This window comes from Micromonospora sp. NPDC047730 (assembly GCF_043204765.1).
Lineage (GTDB): Bacteria > Actinomycetota > Actinomycetes > Mycobacteriales > Micromonosporaceae > Micromonospora.
Genome location: NZ_JBIDCU010000018.1, coordinates 90,331 through 110,374 on the forward strand (window position 1 = coordinate 90,331; position 20,044 = coordinate 110,374).

The following is a 20,044-nucleotide window of genomic DNA, read 5'->3' on the forward strand; positions in this document are numbered from 1 at the left end:
GCATGCAAGGCGCTGCGTGGCCGAGCAGTGTCCGGGCCGCGAGCAACAACCTGCACCTCGATCTCCTGCTCGACAACCAGTTGGGAAGCGGCGGCGAAGGGGCGGTCTTCCGCACCCGGTACGGCGGCCTGGCTGTGAAGCTGTGCGCCCCCGACGATTCCAGCCGGGACCGGATGGCCGAGCTCTTCGCCCGCCTTCGGTGGCTGCCACTGGACGGCATTCCCCTCTGCCGCCCGCTGGAGCAACTGGCGCCGCCGCATGTCGGCTACGTCATGGAACTGTTGGAGGACATGGTTCCGCTGCGGGAGCTGTGCGACCCGCCCCAGCAGGACGAGGACGCGTGGTATCTCGGCGGTGGTGGCCTACGTCGCCGGCTCGTCCTGCTCGCCCGGTGCGCCGGTGTCCTCGCCACCCTGCACGACCGGGGAATCGTCTACAGCGACGTCTCTCCGGGTAACGTGCTGGTCTCCGCCGACCTCGGATACGACGAAGTCCGGCTGATCGACGCCGACAACCTGCAGACCGAGAGCAGTACGGCGGCCCGTCGGCTCGGAACGCCCTTCTACACCGCACCGGAGCTCCTGCGCGGGCAGAGCGGCAACACCGTCTTCAGCGACGTCTACTCGTTCGCCGTGCTCGCGTACGAGGTCCTGACCATGAATCACCCGCTGATCGGCGACTACGTCAACGAGGGCGAGGTCGAGCTGGAGGACGACGCCCAGCGTGGGCTGGTGCCGTGGATCGACCACTCCACGGACGATCGTAACCGGACCCGGTTCGGCTACCCGGCCGACCGGGTGCTCACCCGGCGCCTGCGGGATCTGTTCCGACGTACCTTCGAGGAGGGGATGACCGACCCGTGGGCGCGCCCCGGCGCCGGGGAGTGGTCGGCGGCCCTGCACGCCGCCGCCGACCGCTGCCTGGTCTGCCCGTGCGGTCAGAGCTTCCTCGCCGCGCACCCCACCTGCCCGTGGTGCCGGGCCACCCGCCCGCCGGCGCTGACGGTCACCGTGCTCGAACAGTTTCCCCGCCTGGGTGAGGGGCCACCACCGTTGCTCGCCCAGGACGACCTGACGCTGGTGCTGCAGGCGCACCGGCCGCTCCTGGTCACGAACCGCACGGCGGTCCGACACGCGGAGGACCCGACCGTGGCGCTGCTCCGGATGGAGTGGGAGGGCGGCGCCGAGGTCCGGGTGCGCAACTGCGGACGGTCGATGGTGCGCCGCGTGCCGCCGCAGGGCGGCAACGGACTCCAGCTCATTCCCGGCTCCGCCACGGTCGAGCACCTGCGGGCGCCGTGGTGGATCCACTTCGACACCGAGTTGCGGCCGCACCGGATCCTGGTCCTGCAGTCGGTCGGGGCGCCCGATGCGCGCTGACGAACTGACGGTGGGCGACACCCGGCTGATCCGCGTCCACCCGGTGATGGGAGCGGTGGTACCGCCGTGGCTGAAGGCGCTCGCGGAGAAGGATCGCCAGGACCGCGAGATCGAGGTGCGGCTGCCCGCGGCGACGGCCGCGTACGACCTGGCGGTGCACCAGGGCCGCCAGTACGGCCCCCTCCGAACCCAAGTGACGGATCCGGACGCGCGGGACTGGATCTCCGCGGCCGGACAGACCGTCGTGGCCTGGGTCGCCCACGCGACCGACCGCGAGGCGCACCTCCAGTGCCACGGCTTCGCCGGTGCCGACCTCGGCCCGCGGTTGGAGATCGGTGTCGACGACCGGGTCGCCGGGCAGGTCCGCGTCGCCGCCCGGGCGCGCACCGCAGGCTTCGACGAGGTGCGGGACTGGCTGCGACGGGAGTTCTGCCTGCCCCCGCCGGCCGGGGGCGCGCGGGACCGGATCGTGCACAGCGGCGGGCCCCGGGACCAGCCCGCCGGGAGCGCGTTCACACTGCACGGCACCCGCTGGGTCGCCGACGTCGCGCTGGTCGGGAACGTGCTCCGGATCACCCGCATGACCGGCGCGGACGCCCGGGGGCGAGGCCGCTGGCACCGGCTGAGCGAGGTGGACGTACGGTTCGTCGACCGTGGCGCGGAGGCGGACGCGTCGGAGGCGATCCGGGCCGCCCTGCTCGGCCTCGAGTCCGACGGACGCACCTACCTCGACCTGTGGCAGGCGTACAACAACATCGAGCGGGAGGCCCTGGTCGAGGAGGCCACTCGGCTGCGGTGGGCGAAGTTCCAGTCGTGCAAGGTGACCGCCCGGGGCGACTGGCGGTTCGAGCTCCAGCCCGGCGACCGGGCCGCACGGTTCCTCGGCGCGGTGGCCGCGTACCCGGGGCGGCTGGAACTGGAAGCGGCGGGCGACCTTCCCCCGGAACTGGCGGAGGGGCGCGGCCGGGCCACCGTGGGGGTGCACGGCGAGGTCCGTGGCGCGGCGGCGGGAAACTGGACCGTGGACCTCACCGTCACCGGGGACGAGCCGCCACCCGTGACGGGCTACCTCTTCCGCTCGCTGTCCGGAGACCGGTCCCGGTTACGGCGGCGGGACACCGCGCGCGAGCGGATCGAGAACGACCAGGCCGAACTGCCCGGCCTGCGACTGCTCATCGAGGGACGCCCGCGGCCCGGCGCGCAGCCGCGCGTCGACCCGGCACACGACAGGGCGGTGAACCGGGTCATCGGCGCGGCTGCCGGCGAGAGACCGACGGAGGTGCAGCGGGCCGCTCTCCGGATGGCGCTGCGCACCCCGGACGTCCTCCTCGTGCAGGGACCACCCGGCACCGGCAAGACGCGCTTCATCACCGACCTCCTGCGCTGCCTCGACGAGCTGGGTGACCGGGCGGTGGCGGTGAACCGGACGCTGCTGTCCAGCGTTCAACACGACGCGGTGGACAACGTGGCGCGCCGGGCCCGGCGGCTCGGCCTGCCGCCGACCCGGGTGAGCAACAAGCCGGAACGGGACCGGCAGAACACCCGCCAGTGGCGGGACGAGACGGTGGCCGCGGTCGACCGCCATCTCGACCGGCACCGCCCCGAGGTGGCCGGCTGGGACCGGGTCGTGCGGCTGCGTCAGCTCGCGGCCGCCTACAGCCGGCAGCCCGTCGCCGGGCCCGATCTGACCAACCTGCTGACGGAGACGAAGCGGCTGGCCGGGGCGGAGCTGCCGGCCCGACTGCGGAGCCGGCTGGACCGGACGCTGGCGGAGCTGCAGGTGACCGGCACGCTCGGCCGGACGTTGACGGACGAGGAACGGGCCGCGGTGGCTCGGGTCGTCCGGTCGATCCGGGTCACCCCGGTCTCCTTCGCCGACGACGGCCCGGAGCGCGCGCGCAGCGCGCTCCGGCTGCTGACCGACGTGCTGGACGAACCAGCCCGGGTCCTGCTGACGCGGGCCGCCACCGGGGACGCGAACCAGGAGGCCCTCCTCCCCAACCTGGCGGACCTGCGGTTGGCGCTGCTCGACCGGCTGGCAGCGGCCACCGGACTGCTCCACGCCCCACAGCACGATCCGGCTGTCGAGGACCTGCTGATCGAGGTCGCGGACGCGGTGCACCAGGTCCACGCCGCGTCCACCGACAGCACCGCCGAGGTGCTTCGCGCCTACCAGGACGACCTGCGGGAGGACCTCGACCTGGTGGAGCGGACCCTGGCCCGGTACAACGCGGTGCTCGCCTCGACCGTGCAGCACGCCGACTCCCGCGAGATGTCCCGGGTGCTCGACGCGCCGTTGCCGGTCTTCGACACCGTCGTCGTCGACGAGGCGGCCCGCGCCAACCCGCTCGACCTGATGATCCCGATGGCCTTCGCCCGCCGGCGGATCATCCTGGTCGGCGACCACAAGCAGCTCCCGCACATGCTGGAGCAGAAGGTGGAGCGGGAGCTGCGCCGCAATCGTTCACTCGACGGGTCCGAGCTGTCCCAGAGCCTCTTCGAACGGTGGTTCGACCTCTTCGCGAGCGAGCGACCCGCGGTGCGGACGATCCGGCTCGACACCCAGTTCCGCATGCACCCTGCCCTGGGGCGGTTCGTCAGCTCGGTGTTCTACGGCGGCCCGGACGTGGTCCGGTCCCACCCCTCCACCCATGAGCTGACCCACGACCTGAGCCCCTGGGCCGGGAAGGTCGCGGGCTGGATCGACGTCCCGCTGGGGGCGGGTGCCGAGGAACGGACCGGGTTCAGCCGGACCCGGCGGGTGGAGGCGATCCGGCTGGTGCGGGAGCTGCGGGAGCTGGCCCGGCGGGACCAGGCCCGGCAGCTCACCTTCGGCGTGATCACGTTCTACCGTGAGCAGCAGGTCCTGCTGGAGACCGAACTGGTCGACGCGGGCCTGGCCGTCCTGGACGACGAGGGAGGGTTCGCACCGGTACCGGCGATGGCCTACACCGCCGAGCCCGTCCCCCGTCAGCGGCTCCGGGTGGGCACCGTCGACGCCTTCCAGGGCATGGAGTTCGACGTTGTTCTGCTGTCGGTGACCCGGAGCAGCCCCCCACCGAGGTCCGCCCCCGACCCCGCCGAGGCCGTCCGGCGGTACGGGCACCTACTCAGCGACAGCCGCATGTGCGTGGCAATGAGCCGGCAGCGCCGGCTGCTCATCGCGGTGGGTGACGCCGCGATGGCGGAACGTTCGGCGACGCCGGAGGCGCCAGGACGTCCCGGCCGGTCGGTGGCCGAGGGGCTGGTGGCGTTCCGGGAACTCTGCGAAGGGGTGGACGGTGGCGGGATTCGGCGTTGACAGCCCGGTGGTCCTGCCGGACCACGTCCGGTACCGGGGCGACCAGCTCTGGCTGCTGTGGCCGGCCCTGCGGTACCGGGTGGTCGCGCCGCTCGTGCACGAGGAGCGGCTGAACGTCTTCCAGTCGGCGGTGCTCGGGCTGGCCCGGTCCGGCTACCGGGAGGTGGGCGAGATGGCGGCGCTGCTCGGTCTGCAGGGTGACCTGGTGGAGATGGTCCGGTCGGACCTGCGTGCGCTGTCCTACCTGGACCGGTACGGCGCGGTGACCGGCACTGGCCTGCAGGCGTTGCGGGACGGCTTCCCCGACCCGACCCGGACCATCACCACGTACGTCTACCAGGACGCCACCACCGGATCGCTCTGGCCGGCGTCGACCCTGCAACCCCGGCTGGCGCAGGCCGACTGGCGGGCCCGACATCAGGTCTCCCTGCAGCTACGGACCGCCGGCGCGCCGTTGCGGGTGACCGCCTTCCCGGTGCCGCCGGAGGGCTGGACGGACACCGACCCGCCCAGCCACGAGGAGGTCGTCGAGGCTGTCTCGCGTGGTGAGCGGGCCAAGCAGGCGCGGGGTCGGGCCCGGCGGTGGGACCGTGCCGCACCGGAGCGGGTGGTCTCCCGCGTGGCGTTGATGACCTCGGGAGTGCCGGTGTGGATCCCGGTTCCACTCGTGTCGCACCAGCACGACGCGGCAAGTACGGAGACCGTGAGCTGGGACGCGTTCAGCCCGTTCACCGGCCGGTCCAGCACCTACCTGCGACGCCTGGTGGCGACCAGGTTGCAACAGGTCCCGGCGCTGCGCGAGCAGGTCGAACGGTTCGTCGGCCGGCGCAGCGAAGCGGTGGTGCTGGAGTACGACCGGCTCGACATCGCCCTGCGCCGGCGGATCGGCGAACTCCTGGAAGACCGCTTCACCGGTCTGGTCCGGGAGCACCGCGATCTCTTCGAACTGCTGACCCTGCTGGAGCGGGACATCGGCCGGGCCCGGCTGGCCGGGGACGGCTGCACCGAACTGGGGGATGCCGTCCGCAATGCCTGGCGCCTGCACGAGGTCGTCCTGCGCGACATCGTGGCCCGGCATCCGCCACCGGCGAACGCACCCGAGCTGGACCGGTCCCTGTCCCAGTTCTCCGGTCAGCTCGGACGCTGCTGCCGGCGGCTCGGAATGCCCTTCGGTGAGCACCTCCGGGTGAGCAGGATCAAGCCGGACGACCTCCGCAACGCGGTCCGTAGGCCGGAGCGGGCCAACACGCCCGCGTTGCTCGCCGCGGTGCTGGTCTCGGGCGCTCACGGTGGGCCGGACCATCCCGTCCGACGACTGGCCGAGGCCCGCCCGAACCTGCTCACAGAGCTGACCCGCCTGTCGGCCGACCGGAACAGGGGCGGCGCGCACGCCGAGGTGGTGCCGCTCAACCTCGACACCGGCGAGGCGGCCTGGGGGCTCGCCCAGCACACCTCGGCCGCGTACCTGGGCGTCGCCCTGCCCGATCTGTCCCGGCCTCCGCGAAAGGACAACCACACCCATGGGGAAGAAGCCCCGGTCGCCGCAGCACCGCAACCTCGGGGCCCGGTCCCGGCCCCGCGCTGACGAGGTCCAGGCCGATCTGGCGCTCGCCGCGCGCCGCGCGGAGGACGACGCCGAACTCGTCGACGCGCTGGCCACCGAGGCCCTGACGCCCGCGCAGCGGTCCCCGGAGACGGTGCTGACCACCTACGACAAACTCACCGCGCAGATCGACGAGTACCGGCGCTGTGCCCTGGCCGCCACGGCGCGGGAGGAGGCGGCACGGACACGGGAGGAGGCAGCCGAGGCGGACCGGCAGCGCATCCGGACGGACCTGGACCTGGCGGCACAGGCCCAAGCCGAGGCGGAGGAGATTCGTGGCCGGCTGGCCCGGGCGGAGGCCCGGCTCGACGAACGGGATGCGCAGCTGCGGGACCGGGAGAAGGCGGCCGAGGCGGGCTTCGTGGCGGAGGCGAAGCGGGCCCGCGCGGCGCTCGACGCGGAACTGGCGGAGCTGCGTCGGGGCGTGTCGGCGGAGGTGGCCGCCGAGCGTGAGCGGTGGGTGACGGAGCGGACCGAGGCTCTCGCCGAGATCGAGCGGACCCGGCGGGAACAGCTCGCCGATGCGGAACGCGTCCACGCCGAACTCGCCCGGGAACACCAGCGGCTCGCGACCCGGGCGCAGCAGCTCGAGCACGACCAGGGCGCCCTGCGGGGACAGGAGATCCAGCTCGAGCGGCGGGAGCGCGACCTGGAGAGGGAGGTGACCGCGCGGGCCGCCGCAGAGGTGACCGCGCTCGACCGGGAGGTCCAGATCCTCCGGATCCAGTACGCGGCGGCCCAGGAGGCGGTCGCCGACCTGCATCGTCAGCTGGCCGAGCGGGAGCAGGCGCTACTCAAGATCGGCTCTTCGGATCCCGCGCACGTGCTGGACGAGCTGGAGCGGCTCCGCGTCCGGAATGCCGAGCTGCGGGACAAGCTCGCCGCCCGGATCGGCGACGAGGACCTGGATCGGCTCCGCTGGCTGGAGCAGCAGAATCGCGAGTTGAACAGCGCACGCGAGCAGCTCAGCTACGAACTCCAGGAACTCCGGGGCGCGGCCCTCGCCGACCGGATCAACAACCTTCAGGTGAAGCAGCTCGCGGACGCCGAACGGCACTTCGAGGTCCTCACCCGCGGGTACGAGGGGCGGATCGCGGAGTTGCGGTCGGCAATCGACACCCTGTACCAGGACCGCCCCGACCCGGGTACGCCGCTCTTCCCCCGATGCGTGGCGATGGACGACGACCCCGCGCTCGACGAGCCCGGCGAGGTGTCCGGCGACCTACCGGACCTGGCAGTGCTCGCCCGCTCGCTGCAGACGACGATGTTCGCCGAACACGACCGCGCGTACCGCCTGAACGACATCTGCGTGCTGCTCGGCGGACTGGCGATGAGCCGCCTGCATCTGCTGGAGGGGATGAGCGGCATCGGCAAGACGTCTCTGCCGAGGGCGCTGGCCGGCGCGCTCGGCACCGACTGCGCGGTGATCGAGGTGCAGGCCGGCTGGCGTGACCGCACCGACCTCTTCGGCCACCACAACACCTTCGAGCGACGGTTCGAGGAGACGGAGTTCCTGCAGGCGCTCTATCGGGCCCAGACACCACGGCACCGGAACCGGCCGTTCTTCATCGTGCTGGACGAGATGAACCTGTCCCGGCCCGAGCAGTACTTCTCCGTGCTCCTGTCGAAGCTGGAGAACGACGACGGGGTGCCGATCCAACTGGTGACCCGCGGGGACGGGCGGGCGCCGCGCCAACTGGTCGACGGCACGAGCATCGTCCTGCCGCCCAACGTGTGGTTCATCGGCACCGCCAACCAGGACGAGTCCACGTTGGAGTTCGCCGACAAGACGTACAACCGGGCGCACCTGATGGAGTTGCCGGCGCAGCGCCCCTGGCTGAGCCTGGACCGCAGGCCGGTGCCCGCCCTGCCGCCGTACGGGACGGACGCCCTGCGGCGGGCCTTCAAGCAGGCGAGGCGGACCCATCGGGAAGAGGAGAAGGCCGTCCTGGCGTTCGTCGCGGACCTCGCCGGCGACCTCCACGAGCACGGCCGGGCCGTCCTCGGCCCCCGCGTGGAGAAGCAGCTGCGCACGTTCACGCCGGTGGTCGTGGCGGCCCGGCAGGGCGACCCGACCGGCGAGCAGCCCGAGTACGGCGACGCCGACCAGGACGGGCGGTCCCTGGCGGCCGACCACTTCCTGGCGACGAAGGTGCTCCGTACCGTCCGAGGCCGGTACGACGTCACCGTGACGGGCCTCGGCAAGCTGCGGGAGGCAATCCGGACGGCGTGGGACCTGCACAAGATGGCGGGTGAACCGGTTCGCTGCGTCCGGTTGCTCGACGACGAAGTGCACCGCCGGGAGAGCTGACGTGGCCGATCGGACGGGTGCCGCCGACCCCCTGGTGGTGGGCTCGGTCATCGACACCTCGCGGGTTCTCACCCGGGCCGGCGACGTCGGCGCCTGGATGACGACGAACATGTTCGTCCCGGACACCTTCGAGCGGGCCTCGCTGCGCGACTTCGACCGGGAGATCCAGCGCGGCCTGGACAACCTCGCGCACGTCTGCCTCCGCCCGCACGACCGCCTCGCGCGGACGGAGGAGGTGGTCCGGGCGGATCTCGCCCGCCGGGTCCCACCAGCCGGCCTGGCCCGACTCGCCGGCCATCCGGAGGAATGGGCCGGGGTCGAGCACGGACGCATCCATCCGCTGCGAGTGCTGTCGCTGCGCTACGTCGAGGACGTCGACTTCTACGAGAACCGGGTGGCGGCGCAGCTGGTGGACCGGTTGGACGAGTACCTGACCAGGCGGATCCACGAACTGGCCCTGCTCGGCGCGGGCCTCGCCGACATGAGCGCGTTCGTGGGCGCGCTGCACGGCACCAGCTCCTGGCGGCGGCGGGAACGGATCGCCGAGCTGGTGGCGGTGGCGGTGTCGGACAAGGCGGCGTCGGCCGCCGCCATCGAGGCGACCCACGCGGAACTGGCGAACGCGCGGGGCCGGCTACGGGCCCTGCGCCACTCCCCCGCACTCACCCACGCCGACCGGCGGGCGCGGTTACCGATGCGGCTCAGGTGGACGAACCTGTTCACCAACGATCGCCGGTACCGGCGGGTCGGGAAGCTCTGGGAGCGCTGGGCGGTGCAGCAGGCGGCGGAGACGGACCAGGCACGGGCCGACAGCCGGGACTTCCCCGCCGCCTACCGAACGTACGTCGCCGCACTGTCGCTGCGGGCCCTGGCGCTGCTCGGGTACCGGCCGGACGACCCGGACGCCCCCGCTCCGGCAGCGGGCACCCGGCTCCGGCTGCGCGGCCCGGCGGAGGAGTTGACGTGGTCGATGAGCGAGGACGGCACGGTCGGCGTACACGCCGGCGGGACGGAAGTGACCCGAATCGTGACCGATCCGCGAGACCTCGGCGCGAGGGTCCCCGAACCTGTCCGGCAGGGCTGGCTCGCCGATCTGGCGGCACTGCACGGTCCGGTCGTCGTCGTCTATCCCGGCCTCCGGACCACCCGGTCGTCGCTGCCCCGCCCGGTACGTCGGGGGCTGCATCCGGCGGGTTTCGGGACGACGGCCTGCCTCGTGCCGATCAGCCCGTTGGAGGTCGAGGGCGAGGAGCGGCTGGGGCGGGCCCTCCGGTGGACGCTGCAGGGCCGGTGGTTCAGCCACGGATACCCGCTACCGGTGACACTTCCCGGTCCGGTGCCGGAGCTGCCGGCCGCAGACTGGCTGCGCCCGGTGGGCGGCCGGCGGGTGCTGCTACTCCGCCGCCCCACCCCCGAGGAGCGGTCGCACCTGATCCGGCAGGCGGTGGACGGGCACCAAAGTCGAAGCCGGGAAAGTCAGAGTCTGCCGGCAGCGCTGACGGCCGCCCTGGACGCGGCGGGGGTGGCCTTCTGCCGGTTCGACACCTGCCCGATCTGCCAGGAGCCCGGGGCGCGGCTGCACATGCGGGACCGCGACACCTTTCAGGCGCGGTGCAGCACCTGCGAGGCCGTCTGGGGCAGCCGGGTCTGTTCGTGTGGTGCCCGGTACCCGGTGCTGTGGCCGCACAACGCCGTCATCGACACCGCCGACGGCGATCGAATCGACCGGACAGCCGGTGCGGATGTGCTGGCAATGCCGTGCACCGCCACGGAAACCGCTCCCGGATCGCGGTTCCGGTGCCCCAAATGCCAAGAGTGTGCTGGGCGACCGGGATGCACCTGCTGGGCTGACTCCGACCGGCGTCAGACAGCGGAAGGCGTCATCGAGGCCTTCGCTTCGGAGACGTGAATGGTCTGCACGGGCACGATCTTCGACCAACCCGACGCCGACGCCGTCCGAGCCCAGTTCGACCGGGTCGTGGCCACCATCGGGGCCAAGTTCCCGACGGCGGTCTTGCTCCGCTCGGCTGTAGGGCCGCGAGCGGCACCACAGCCGTCGACGGCTGTCAGGTCGGTGCGGACCGGAGTACGTCCACGACCGGGCGCCGTGTGGCAACCATCGCGGGGACGGCGGTGAGCGCGGCGAAGGCGAGCAGGACTCCGAGCGCGGTGGCGAGCAGCCAGGAACCGGGTGGGTACTGGACCTCGCCGGTGCTGACGAACGCGACAAGACCGATGCCGGCCGGTGTCCCCGCGACGACGCCGGGTATGGCGGGAAGCAGTTGCGCTACCGCCTCCGTGTAGCCGAGGTCGAAGTGCTCCACACGGGTGTTGACGATGAGCATGGCGACGAGCGCGGTCGTGGTGATCAGCGTGTTCACGGTGACCAGCCGGGCGCGGCGCGGCCGGCGCGCGTTGATGCGCACCCCGATCAGCACGGCGGTGGGCAGCCGCCGCGACAGCCAGATACGTCCCCGCCGGCGCCGCGGTGGCGTTGCAGCGTCGGCCAGCGCGTGAACGGTGCTGGTGGCGGCGGCGCGCACCACTGGTACCAGAGTCGCCGCCACAGCGATCGTGAGGGCGAGGGCCGTGACGGCGATCGCCATGCGCAGGGTGGGTGGCTGGGCGTTGGCGGAGCCGATGAGTCCGGCGCTGGGGCGGATCAGCACGGGTGCGGCGAACCAGCCCGTGGCCAGGCCCGTGGCGGCGCCGGCAAGCCCGATCACGAGGTACTCGGCTAGGTGGACGGCGGAAGCGGACTGCCAGCTTGTCGTAGCGGGTGGCGACACCACGGTGACAATGTCATCGGGTGCACCGCCGCGATGGCGCAGTGGGCCATGGTCGTCGTCCTGACCCGACGGCTGGTCCGCTTCCAGCGCACCGGCCGCCTCCGAACCGTCACCAGCCCCGCCTGACCTGAACGACGACCCGCTCCCCGTCCTAAGCCAAGCCGGGTAACAAGATACGGTCGGGATCATGACCCTCATCTTCGCCGACCTCGGCCTGCACCTGGGCGTCCTGGACGCCCTGCTGGATGATGCGATCGCTGCCGACGACCTCAAGGCGCTCATCGAGTCGACCGGCCCCGATGGCCCGGAGGACGGCTACCCAGGTCCAGGCCCGCGCCTGGAGGCGTCACTGAAGCTGTTACATGCCGTCGCGGTGCCGTCGGCCGAGGCTGCAGCGATCACCCACTTGCAGTTCGACGGCGGCAGCGACATCTACATGCTGATCGAGCAGACCCTGGACATCGACACCGGCGGCGAGTCCGACGACTACAACGTGACGTCGCTGGAGGGCATTCACGCACTGTCCAGCCTGCGGTCCCTGGACCTGGACGGCCACGGCTACCGTCGAGGGCCGTTGGAGCTTACCCCGCTGACCGGCCACCCGGCCCTGTCGGAACTGGTACTGACCGGGAAATGCACGGGAGCGGCGGCGCTGGAGTCGCTGCCTGCGCTACACACCCTCGACGTCTCGCTGGCGCACCTCGACGACCCCGATGTCCTGACCCGCTTGGAGGCCCGCGGAACGACGGTCCACCGTTGATGGGCGCCAGAGCCACCGGTGTCAGTAGATGATCAGGTACGGCTGCCGGTCGCTCTCCCGACTGTCGATGGCGACCAGTCGCCCAGCGGTCGTGTCGTCGGAGAGTCGAAGCGTCAGGGCTCCGTCGGCCAGGTTGGCGTTGACCGCGCCGGTGACGTCGACCGAGTACCAGCCGGGGCGATCCACCCGGACGGTCCCGAGCACGCTTCCGCCCGCGCTGGACGGGCGGCTGTTCCAGCTCACGCCGCTCTCCGACCATGAGTCGTCGGCCAGCGCCCGCACCGTCACCGGTACGGCGCCAACGCCCGGCGACACCGAACCGACATGGAAGTACAGCCGGGCGGAGACAGTCGCAGTGCCCGGGTAGCCGCCGAGTCCGGCCTTCAGGTAGGCCATCCGGTCGCCGTCCGGACTCTGCGTGTCGGAGAGGTCGGCGATCTCCAACTCGCTCGCTGAGCCGTAGGCGGTGTCCGCGTACGCACCGGCGCGTACGAAGGTGTCGGCGACCACCGGCGTCGTGGTCTGCCACCTGGTCTCCACGTTCCGGGCCCGGTCGTGGGCGGATGCCCAGTAGTAGCCGGGTGCGGTGATCCGCAGTGGTTGGAAGCCCACCTCACCGGCCCGGAAGCCGATCGTCTCCGAGACGCCCGACGCCTGGCCGTCCGAGTTCGCGTTCATCGTCAGGTAACGGCCCGCCATCTTGGTGAACCGGCCGTGCACGGCCGCCGCCACCGGCTCCCCGGTGACCAGATCGGTCACCCGGAGCCGCACGGTCGCCGGACCGCCCGCGGCGCTCACCGTCAGCTCGGAGACGATCAGTGGCCGCAGGTGGGTGCCGGCGGTGGTGGCGGAGACAGCCGGCGAGACCGGCCCGACGTTGCCGTGTACGTCCACGGCGGCGACCCGGTAGTGGTGGGTGGTGTCCGGCAGCAGGCCGGAGTCGGTGAAGGTCAGGCCGCGCGACTGCCCGGCGAGGTTCTTCGGGTCCGGCGTGAAGCCCGGATCGGTGGACCGGTAGATGTTGTAGTGCTCCACCTCGGTGTCGTCGAAGGCCCGGCCGTAGACGAGATCGATGCTCTGGTGGTCGAAGGCGCTCGCCGTCGGCGGCGAGCTCACCACGCCGGGCGGGCCGGTGTCGGCCGGCAGCGGCGCGTACACGGCGTTGGGCCCCCACACCGACGGGAGCCAGCGGATGGAGTCGTAGTGGTGCATCGCGACGCCGCCGAATGCCGGACTGCCGGCGAAAGCGTCGTACACCTTCCGCAGTTCACGCTCGGCGACGGCGCGCCCCTCCTCGCGGAAGGTGATGGTCTCCGGGTCGCCACTCCAGGCGATGTCCAGCGTTTCCACCCCGATCACCACCGAGTTCGGCTTGCCGATCGCCTCGGCGTACGCGATCTCGGACTGGGCCTGGGCGATGATGCCGACCGACCCCTCCGCGGTGTCCCGGTAGTCCATGATCGAGATGTAGTCGCTCAGGTCCTGGATGTGTTCGCTGAGCGGTTTGGTGGCGCCCTTCCAGGTGATGCCGGTGCAGCACGGGTTGACGTCCAGCCAGCGCGGGATCGCCGGGCCGAACGCCAGTGGCGAACCCGCCGCGTTCCTGCGCTGGATCAGCTTCTCCAGAATCTCGAGCCACTGCAGTTGCAGCGCCGGCTTTTCAGCCGCGAACCCGGGATAGATGTAGGGCTCGATGTCCACGTTGACCCCGTCGAACCGCTCCGCCGGCCGCGAGGCGAGGTTGTAGTTGAGGATCTTCTCCATCTCCCGGACCGCGCGGGGGTGGTAGCGCTCCAGCCCGCCGAGGAACGGCGGTTGGGTCCCGCCGGCGATCGTGGCGTACACCGTGAAGCCCTGCGCGTGGGCCCAGCTCACGAAGTCCCGCACCTCGGCGCGCTTGTCGTAGAGCATGTCCAGGTCGCCGTACCGGTCCACGCCGACATAGAGCGTGGTGATCGGCCGCGAGCCGAAGGTGTCGGCGTCGCGCGCCGTCGTCGCGAGCAGCCGGCGGGATCCGGGGTTCAGGACCAGGCCGTACGACGCCCGCTCCCAGATCCACATCGCCCGGTCCTGCGGGCCGACCCGTACCGGCTCGGCAGCGCCCGCGCCGACCGCCACGTAGACGGTCGGGCTGTACCCGGTGTTGCCGTACGCGTCGACCGCTCTGGCCTCGATGCTCACCATGGCGTCACCGAGTTCGCGGGGATCCCACAGATGGGTGTAGGTGCCCTTCTCCCCGAGCGCCCGCAGCCAGGCTCCGCCGTTGACGCGTACCGACACCTCCCGCACGGTGTTGTGCGCGGCGACCGAGACGCGGACCGGCGTCGGCTGCCGCACCGTACCGCCGTCATCGGGACTGGTCACCGTCACGACCGGGACATTGGCGGCCGGGTTGTCCACCCGCAGGGTGACGAACGGGGACCAGACACCGTAACGGTTGTCGGTTCGCTTGGCGCGCACCGCGACCTCGATCTCACCGTCCACGCCGGTCGTGTCCAGGTCGTAGTACCAGGTGCCGGTGTCGTCGCCGTCCGGGTCAACGGTGTGTACGCGGGGAGTGCTGCGGCCGTCGAGCACGACGGTCAGTTCGTACGCGTCGGTGTAGCTGCCCGACAGGCGGACGGTCCCGGCCGGCACCGCGGCACCGCTGGTGTGCGAATCGATGGTGACCGAGGGCGCGGCGGCGGAGGCGGGCTGCCCGGGCGGCAGCAGCAGAGCGGCCAGCACGGCGGCAGACAGCGTCAGCCGCGAGCGCCAGGACTTGCTTCGGATCAGGGACACGGGGGTGCTCCTCTCGGGGGGGGTTCAGGAGATGAGGAGGTACGGCTCGGTGCCCGCGGCGTACTCGCGGGAATCGATGACCACCAGCCGGTCGGCGACCGAGTCGTCGGCGAGTCGGAAGGTGATCTGGCCGTCGTTGAGATTGCTGTTCACGGCACTGGTGACGTCGATCGCGTACCACCCGGTGTCGTCACCGGCAGGGTGCCTAGCGGGGTCGCTCCCGCGGTGGGCCGGTTGTTCCACGTGATCGTGGGCTCCGACCAACTGTCGGCGGTGAGCACGCGGACGGCGTGGGGGACGTTCACGGCTCCTCCTGCCATGTGTCGAGCCAGCGGTCCAGGTGCGCGGCGACGAACGCGTCGTCCTGCAGGTCGGGGTACGCCCGGATCACCCGGTCGAGCTCCGCCGCCTGCCCGGGCGAGAGCCGCTCCTGCTCGTCGAGCAGCCGTACGTTGTCCAGCAGGCCCTGGCGCCGCAGCACCTCGTGGATTCCGGCGACACAGCCGGCGAAGCCGTTGGCGACGTCGAAGACGGCCGCGTTGGCGTCGGTCAACCTCGCGGCCGTCGTGAGCAGCTCCTCGTCGAGCTGTCCGGTCCGTGCCGCCTCGCGGGCCCGCTCGAACAGTTCCACGGCGCGGCGGGTCCACACGGCGTACTGGCCGAGCAGCCCACCCACGATCCGCTTGCTGACCTGGCCGCCACTCACCGGGAAGCGGTACGTGGTGAGCAGGTCGACGATGATGTTGTCGTCGTTGCCGGTGTAGAGCGCGATCTCCGCCGCCCGTGCGGACTCGCAGACCGCCCGGACCACATCGAGGGTGCGGTACCGGTCGAACGGCGCGATCTTGATCGCCGCCAGGCAGGGCAGTTCGGCGAGCCGGGCCCAGAAGTCGAACCCGAGCGTCCGACCGCCGACCGCGGGCTGAAGGTAGAAGCCGAACACCGGGAGCACCTCGCCGACCGCCTCGATGTGCGCGATGAGCTCGTCGTCCGTCAGCTCCGCCAACCCGCGCAGGATCACCATGGCGAGGTGTTGACGATCTCCCCGCCCTAGAGGACGGGGATTCCCTCCACGCTTCGCGTGGAACACGCGGCGTCCGGGCGGATTCCTGCTTCCCGGCGCGGTGCCAGCACCCGTGCTGGTCTTACCTGCGCTCCACAGGCGTTTAGGCTCTCGGCGCGTCCCGCCGCGAGCACGTTGATGGCCGCGTTGATGTCCCGGTCGTGGGCCGCGCCGCACGGGCAGGTCCACGACCGGACGGACAGCGGTTTCGGTCCGTCGATCCGGCTGCACGCAGAGCATGTCTGCGACGTGGGCGCGAACCGGTCGACCTTGGCGAACACGCGCCCGTACCGGGCGGCCTTGTACTCCAGCATGGCGGTGAAGCTGGCCCACCCGGCGTCGTGGACCGACTTGGCGAGCCTGGTGCGGCCGAGACCGGTCACGCACAGGTCCTCGACGTACACCGCTTGGTTGTCGCGGATGATCCGTATCGAGAGCTTGTGCTGCCAGTCCCGCCGGGTGTCGGCCACCCGCGCATGCGCGCGGGCGACCTTGACGACGGCCTTCTTGCGGTTCTGACTCCCGCGCTGCTTGCGGGAGAGGTCCTGCTGCAATCGCTTGAGTTTGCGCGCGGCGCGACGCAGGAACTTCGGCGCGGCGACCTTCGTGCCGTCCGACAGCACCGCGAAGTGCGTCAGGCCCAGGTCGATACCCACCTCGGAGTCGACCGGCGGCAGTGTCTCCTCCGTGTTGGTCTGCACGACGAACGAGGCGACGTATCGGCCCGCCGCATCCTTGATCACCGTCACGGACGACGGCTCGGACGGCAGGTCCCGCGACCAGCGCACATGCACGTCGCCGATCTTTGGCAGGCGCAGGCGGCCGTTGTCGAGGACCTTGAACCGGGAGTTCTTGGTGAAACGGATCGCCTGCCGGTTGTCCTTGCGTGACCGGAACCGTGGTGGCGCGACCGTGCGCCCCTTGCGCTTGCCCGTGATCGAGGCGAAGAAGTTGCGGTACGCGGTGTTCAGATCCGCCAGGGCCTGCTGCAACACCACGGCGGACACCTCGCCCAGCCACGCCCGTTGCGGGGTGTCCTTGGCCTGGGTGATGACCAGCTTTGACAGGTCGGCGTCGGAGACGTACTTCCCGCCCGCCTCGCGGACCTGCTGGCGCAGGCGCAGCCCGTCGTTGAACACCACCCGGGCGCACCCAAACGACCGTGCCAGCGCTTCGCGCTGGGCGGCGTCCGGGTAGATCCGGTAGTTGTAACGGAGCTGCACGTACAGCAGTGTACAACCGAGTACGATCAGCGCCATGACCGACACGAACGACATCAGCGTGGCCGACCTGCGGAAAAACCTGGCCGAGATCCTGAACGACACCGCCGTCCGCAACCGGACGATCTACGTGACCCGTAACGGCCGTCGGATCGCCGCCATCGTGCCGGTTCCCGTGGCTGAGCAGAGCGAGCAAGCTGCGGGTTAAGGCACTGCTCGGGCCTTGGCGGCCCTCCCAGCGCGGGCCTTCACCCCCGCCCTGAAGGGCGGAGCACTGGCCCGCATTCCGGTAGCCGCCGTGCCGCAGCCCGTCGTACCGGCGAAGGGTCTGGTGGGCGTGTCCGACCAGGGTCTCGGCGCGCCACGCCCCGATCTCGGTCAACCGCGGGTAGCGCGGGATCTCCAGCCGCCAGCCCTGGTCGTCGGTGAGGTGCAGGTGCAGCACGTTGAGCTTGTGCAGCGCGAGCAGGTCGATGAAGCGCAGCACGAACTCCTTGGGCATGAAGTGCCGCGCCACGTCGAGCATCACGCCGCGCCAGCCGAATCGGGGGCGTCGGCCACCTCGAGGTGCGGAAGGCTGACGGTCCGGCCGGACGCGCCGTCCGGCAGCAGCTGGCGCAGCGTCTGGGCGCCGTAGAACACCCCGGCCGGCGCGCCTCCGGTGATCTCCACACCACGCTCGTCGACGGTGAGCCGGTAGCCCTCCGGTGCCAGGCGATCGTCGAGGGTCAGGCGCACCGGGGCGTCGGACAGCACGGCGCGGGTGAACCCGGGCACCTCCGCGAGCCAGTCGGCGACCCCCTCGGCCTCGGGCACGGCCACGACCGGCACCGGCCCGGCGACACGCAGCGCACCGGAGTGCCGGCGAATCGCCGCGGGATACGGGATCAACGAGGTCATCACGCCGCCCGGTGCGCAGCGAGTACCGCCCGGAACGCGCCGAGCGCGTCGGCCAGCGGCGGCGCCTCGGGGAACCAGGCCCGTTCCCACTCCAGGGACAGCCAGGCCCGGTAGTCGAGGCGGTCCAGCTCGCTGAGGATCTGGCCCAGCGGGACCGCGCCGTGCCCCGGCAGCACCGGAGCCAGGTCGTCGGTCGCCCGGACGTCCTTGAGCTGTACGTGTCGCAGCCACGGCGCCAGTGCGTCGGCCGCCTCGCGGGCGCTCTCCCCCACCCGCCACGGGTTCACCGCGTCCCACAGGGCGGCCACCACGGGCGAGTCGACCTCGGTGAGCACCGCCGCGACGGCGCGTGCCGAGCAGAACACGTCGTGGGTCTCCAGCAGGACCGTCACCGGCCCGCCCTCGATCCTCCGGGCCACCTCGCCGAGCCGCTGCACCGCCACCGGATGCGGGTCGGCCTGGCCGTCCCGGCCGCCGAAGACCCGCACGTAGCGGGCGCCCAGGTGCTCGGCGATCTCGACGTGGTGCAGCAGGTCGGTGACCGGGTCACCGTCCGGTGCCGCGATACGCACGTACGAGGCGACGCAGATCGGCTCGACACCCGCGTCCGCGAACCGCTTCCCGGTCTCTCGCAGCGTGCCGGCCGGGGTGTCGGGCGCGACCGGCTCACCCTCGGCGCAGCGAAGCTCCACGCCGTGGCAGCCGGTACGCCGGGCCAGCTCCAGCACCGATTCGACCGGCTCGGTCGAGCAGCCGAGGGTGCTGAACGCGAGTCGGCCCGCTGCCCACGCCGGTACCGTGTCGACGCCGCTCACGCCGCCACCTCGCTCCGCTCCGCGGCGGCGCGAGGCGCCACGCTGCTGAGCCGAATGGTTCGCTCGCTCCGCTCGCTCACGCCGCCACCTCCACGGTCGGACCGGGGATCCGCACGGTGTCGGCACGCTCGGCCGACTCGTACAGCGCGAGCGCGGTGGCCACGACCGACTGCCCGTACGCCGCGTCGACCGCCGGCACCCGCCCGTCGCGGCAGCTCGCGACGAAGTCCGCCAACTGCTCCCGGAACGCCGCCACGATGTCGTCCTGCTCGGGCGTGACCACCTGCACCGCGTCGTCCCCCTGGTACGTCCACAGCCCGTCGCGCCGGGACAACCGCAGCGCGCCGTGCTCGCACACCACCTCGGTCTCGTCCTGGAACGGCAGGCCGGTCCCGGTGACCGAGAGCATGACCCGTACCCCGTTCGCCAGTTCCAGCAGGCCGACCGACTCGGTTTCGACCTCGACGCCCGGCTGGTGCCAGACGTACCCGTGCACGCTGACGGCGGGCGCGTCGCCGAGCCAGTGAGCCTTGTCGATGCTGTGTGTGCCGACGTTCATCACGATGCCGCCGCCGGCGAGCGTCGGGTCGAAGAACCAGTCCGGCCGGGAACCCCGCTCGTACCGCGCGGTACGCCGCTCGGTGATCACTACGGGCCGGCCGAGGCTTCCCGACCGCAGGGTCCGCCACGCCTCGCGGACCGTCGGCAGGAAGTGCAGCACGTGGCCCACGGCAAGGCGTACCCCGTGGGTCGCGCAGGCGTCGATCATCCGCTGGGTGTCCTCGACGCTGGTGGCCATCGGCTTCTCCACCAGGACGTGCAGTCCGGCTGCGGCGGCGTCCACGGTGATCGGTGCGTGCAGCGTGTGCGGCGCGGTGATCAGCACTCCGTCCAGCCCGCCGGCGGCGAACATCACGGCGTGGTCGGCATACGCGCGGGCGCCGAACCGGGCCGCGAGCTGCTCGGCGGCCGGCAGCCGTACGTCGCAGACCGCGGCGACCTCGACCTCGGGCAGGCCGGCGGCCGCGTCGAGGTGCAGGGCGGCGACGCTGCCCGCCCCGATCACGCCGACGCGGAATGGTCGATTCCCCCATGTTTCGGTCACTGCACGTTCCTTTCGAT

15 protein-coding genes and 1 pseudogene are annotated in these 20,044 nt (G+C 71.8%); 7 read left to right on the forward strand and 9 right to left on the reverse strand.

From position 1 onward, the window contains the following. The first annotated feature begins 2 nt into the window (after positions 1 to 2). Genes ACGF5G_RS29665 through ACGF5G_RS29685 form a run of 5 tightly spaced genes read left to right on the forward strand, consistent with a single transcriptional unit; the run spans position 3 to position 10,503 of the window. Positions 3 to 1,379 carry a protein kinase gene (locus ACGF5G_RS29665; RefSeq protein WP_393268826.1) on the forward strand — a complete coding sequence of 459 codons (1,377 nt, stop codon included), beginning with the start codon at positions 3 to 5 and terminating at the stop codon, positions 1,377 to 1,379. Next, complete coding sequence (locus ACGF5G_RS29670; RefSeq protein WP_393268771.1) at positions 1,369 to 4,680, forward strand: DEAD/DEAH box helicase; 3,312 nt, start codon at positions 1,369 to 1,371, stop codon at positions 4,678 to 4,680. The genes ACGF5G_RS29665 and ACGF5G_RS29670 overlap by 11 nt, the downstream gene beginning before the upstream one ends. Further along, positions 4,661 to 6,265 (forward strand): hypothetical protein, encoded by a 1,605-nt coding sequence (locus ACGF5G_RS29675; protein ID WP_393268774.1) that lies wholly within the window; start codon positions 4,661 to 4,663, stop codon positions 6,263 to 6,265. The genes ACGF5G_RS29670 and ACGF5G_RS29675 overlap by 20 nt, the downstream gene beginning before the upstream one ends. Further along, entirely contained in the window at positions 6,201 to 8,594 is a 2,394-nt protein-coding gene (locus ACGF5G_RS29680) for an AAA family ATPase (protein ID WP_393268776.1), read from the forward strand. The genes ACGF5G_RS29675 and ACGF5G_RS29680 overlap by 65 nt, the downstream gene beginning before the upstream one ends. Before the next feature lies 1 nt (position 8,595). Continuing rightward, positions 8,596 to 10,503, forward strand: coding sequence for a DUF2357 domain-containing protein (locus ACGF5G_RS29685; RefSeq protein WP_393268779.1), 1,908 nt, complete (start codon positions 8,596 to 8,598; stop codon positions 10,501 to 10,503). A gap of 157 nt (positions 10,504 to 10,660) precedes the next feature. On the opposite strand, the gene ACGF5G_RS29690 is transcribed toward ACGF5G_RS29685, so the two are convergent. Then, entirely contained in the window at positions 10,661 to 11,572 is a 912-nt protein-coding gene (locus tag ACGF5G_RS29690) for a hypothetical protein (protein WP_393268782.1), read from the reverse strand. On the opposite strand from ACGF5G_RS29690, the gene ACGF5G_RS29695 reads away from it, so the two are divergent. Then, the gene (locus tag ACGF5G_RS29695) at positions 11,571 to 12,143 is read left to right on the forward strand and encodes a DUF6892 domain-containing protein (RefSeq protein ID WP_393268785.1); all 573 of its coding nucleotides are present in this window, start codon (positions 11,571 to 11,573) and stop codon (positions 12,141 to 12,143) included. The genes ACGF5G_RS29690 and ACGF5G_RS29695 overlap by 2 nt on opposite strands. A 21-nt stretch (positions 12,144 to 12,164) precedes the next feature. Here the strand turns inward: ACGF5G_RS29695 and ACGF5G_RS29700 are convergent, their stop codons facing one another. The 4 genes from ACGF5G_RS29700 to ACGF5G_RS29715 form a co-directional block, all read right to left on the reverse strand. Then, positions 12,165 to 14,924 (reverse strand): DNRLRE domain-containing protein, encoded by a 2,760-nt coding sequence (locus ACGF5G_RS29700; RefSeq protein ID WP_393268787.1) that lies wholly within the window; start codon positions 14,922 to 14,924, stop codon positions 12,165 to 12,167. 24 nt (positions 14,925 to 14,948) lie between these two features. Continuing rightward, a complete protein-coding gene (locus ACGF5G_RS29705; RefSeq protein WP_393268789.1) occupies positions 14,949 to 15,077 on the reverse strand; it encodes a hypothetical protein in 129 nt (42 codons plus the stop codon). Positions 15,078 to 15,225: 148 nt separating this feature from the next. Then, entirely contained in the window at positions 15,226 to 15,948 is a 723-nt protein-coding gene (locus ACGF5G_RS29710) for a dihydrodipicolinate synthase family protein (RefSeq protein ID WP_393268827.1), read from the reverse strand. A gap of 26 nt (positions 15,949 to 15,974) precedes the next feature. After that, positions 15,975 to 17,210, reverse strand: coding sequence for an RNA-guided endonuclease InsQ/TnpB family protein (locus tag ACGF5G_RS29715; RefSeq protein ID WP_393268792.1), 1,236 nt, complete (start codon positions 17,208 to 17,210; stop codon positions 15,975 to 15,977). Positions 17,211 to 17,244: 34 nt separating this feature from the next. On the opposite strand from ACGF5G_RS29715, the gene ACGF5G_RS29720 reads away from it, so the two are divergent. Beyond that, a complete protein-coding gene (locus tag ACGF5G_RS29720; RefSeq protein ID WP_393268795.1) occupies positions 17,245 to 17,415 on the forward strand; it encodes a type II toxin-antitoxin system Phd/YefM family antitoxin in 171 nt (56 codons plus the stop codon). Between the two features lie 192 nt (positions 17,416 to 17,607). On the opposite strand, the pseudogene ACGF5G_RS29725 reads toward ACGF5G_RS29720, so the two are convergent. The 4 genes and pseudogenes from ACGF5G_RS29725 to ACGF5G_RS29740 form a co-directional block, all read right to left on the reverse strand. Further along, positions 17,608 to 17,733, reverse strand: a pseudogene (locus ACGF5G_RS29725) (family 20 glycosylhydrolase); the annotation flags it as partial. Then, on the reverse strand, positions 17,733 to 18,107 hold the full coding sequence (locus tag ACGF5G_RS29730; RefSeq protein WP_393268797.1) for a glycoside hydrolase family 20 zincin-like fold domain-containing protein: 375 nt from the start codon (positions 18,105 to 18,107) through the stop codon (positions 17,733 to 17,735). The gene ACGF5G_RS29730 and the pseudogene ACGF5G_RS29725, both read right to left, overlap by 1 nt. Beyond that, positions 18,107 to 18,922, reverse strand: coding sequence for a sugar phosphate isomerase/epimerase family protein (locus tag ACGF5G_RS29735; RefSeq protein ID WP_393268800.1), 816 nt, complete (start codon positions 18,920 to 18,922; stop codon positions 18,107 to 18,109). Before ACGF5G_RS29735 ends, ACGF5G_RS29730 begins: the two co-directional genes overlap by 1 nt. Before the next feature lie 76 nt (positions 18,923 to 18,998). Continuing rightward, a complete protein-coding gene (locus ACGF5G_RS29740) occupies positions 18,999 to 20,027 on the reverse strand; it encodes a Gfo/Idh/MocA family protein (protein ID WP_393268801.1) in 1,029 nt (342 codons plus the stop codon). Between the last annotated feature and the right edge of the window lie 17 nt (positions 20,028 to 20,044).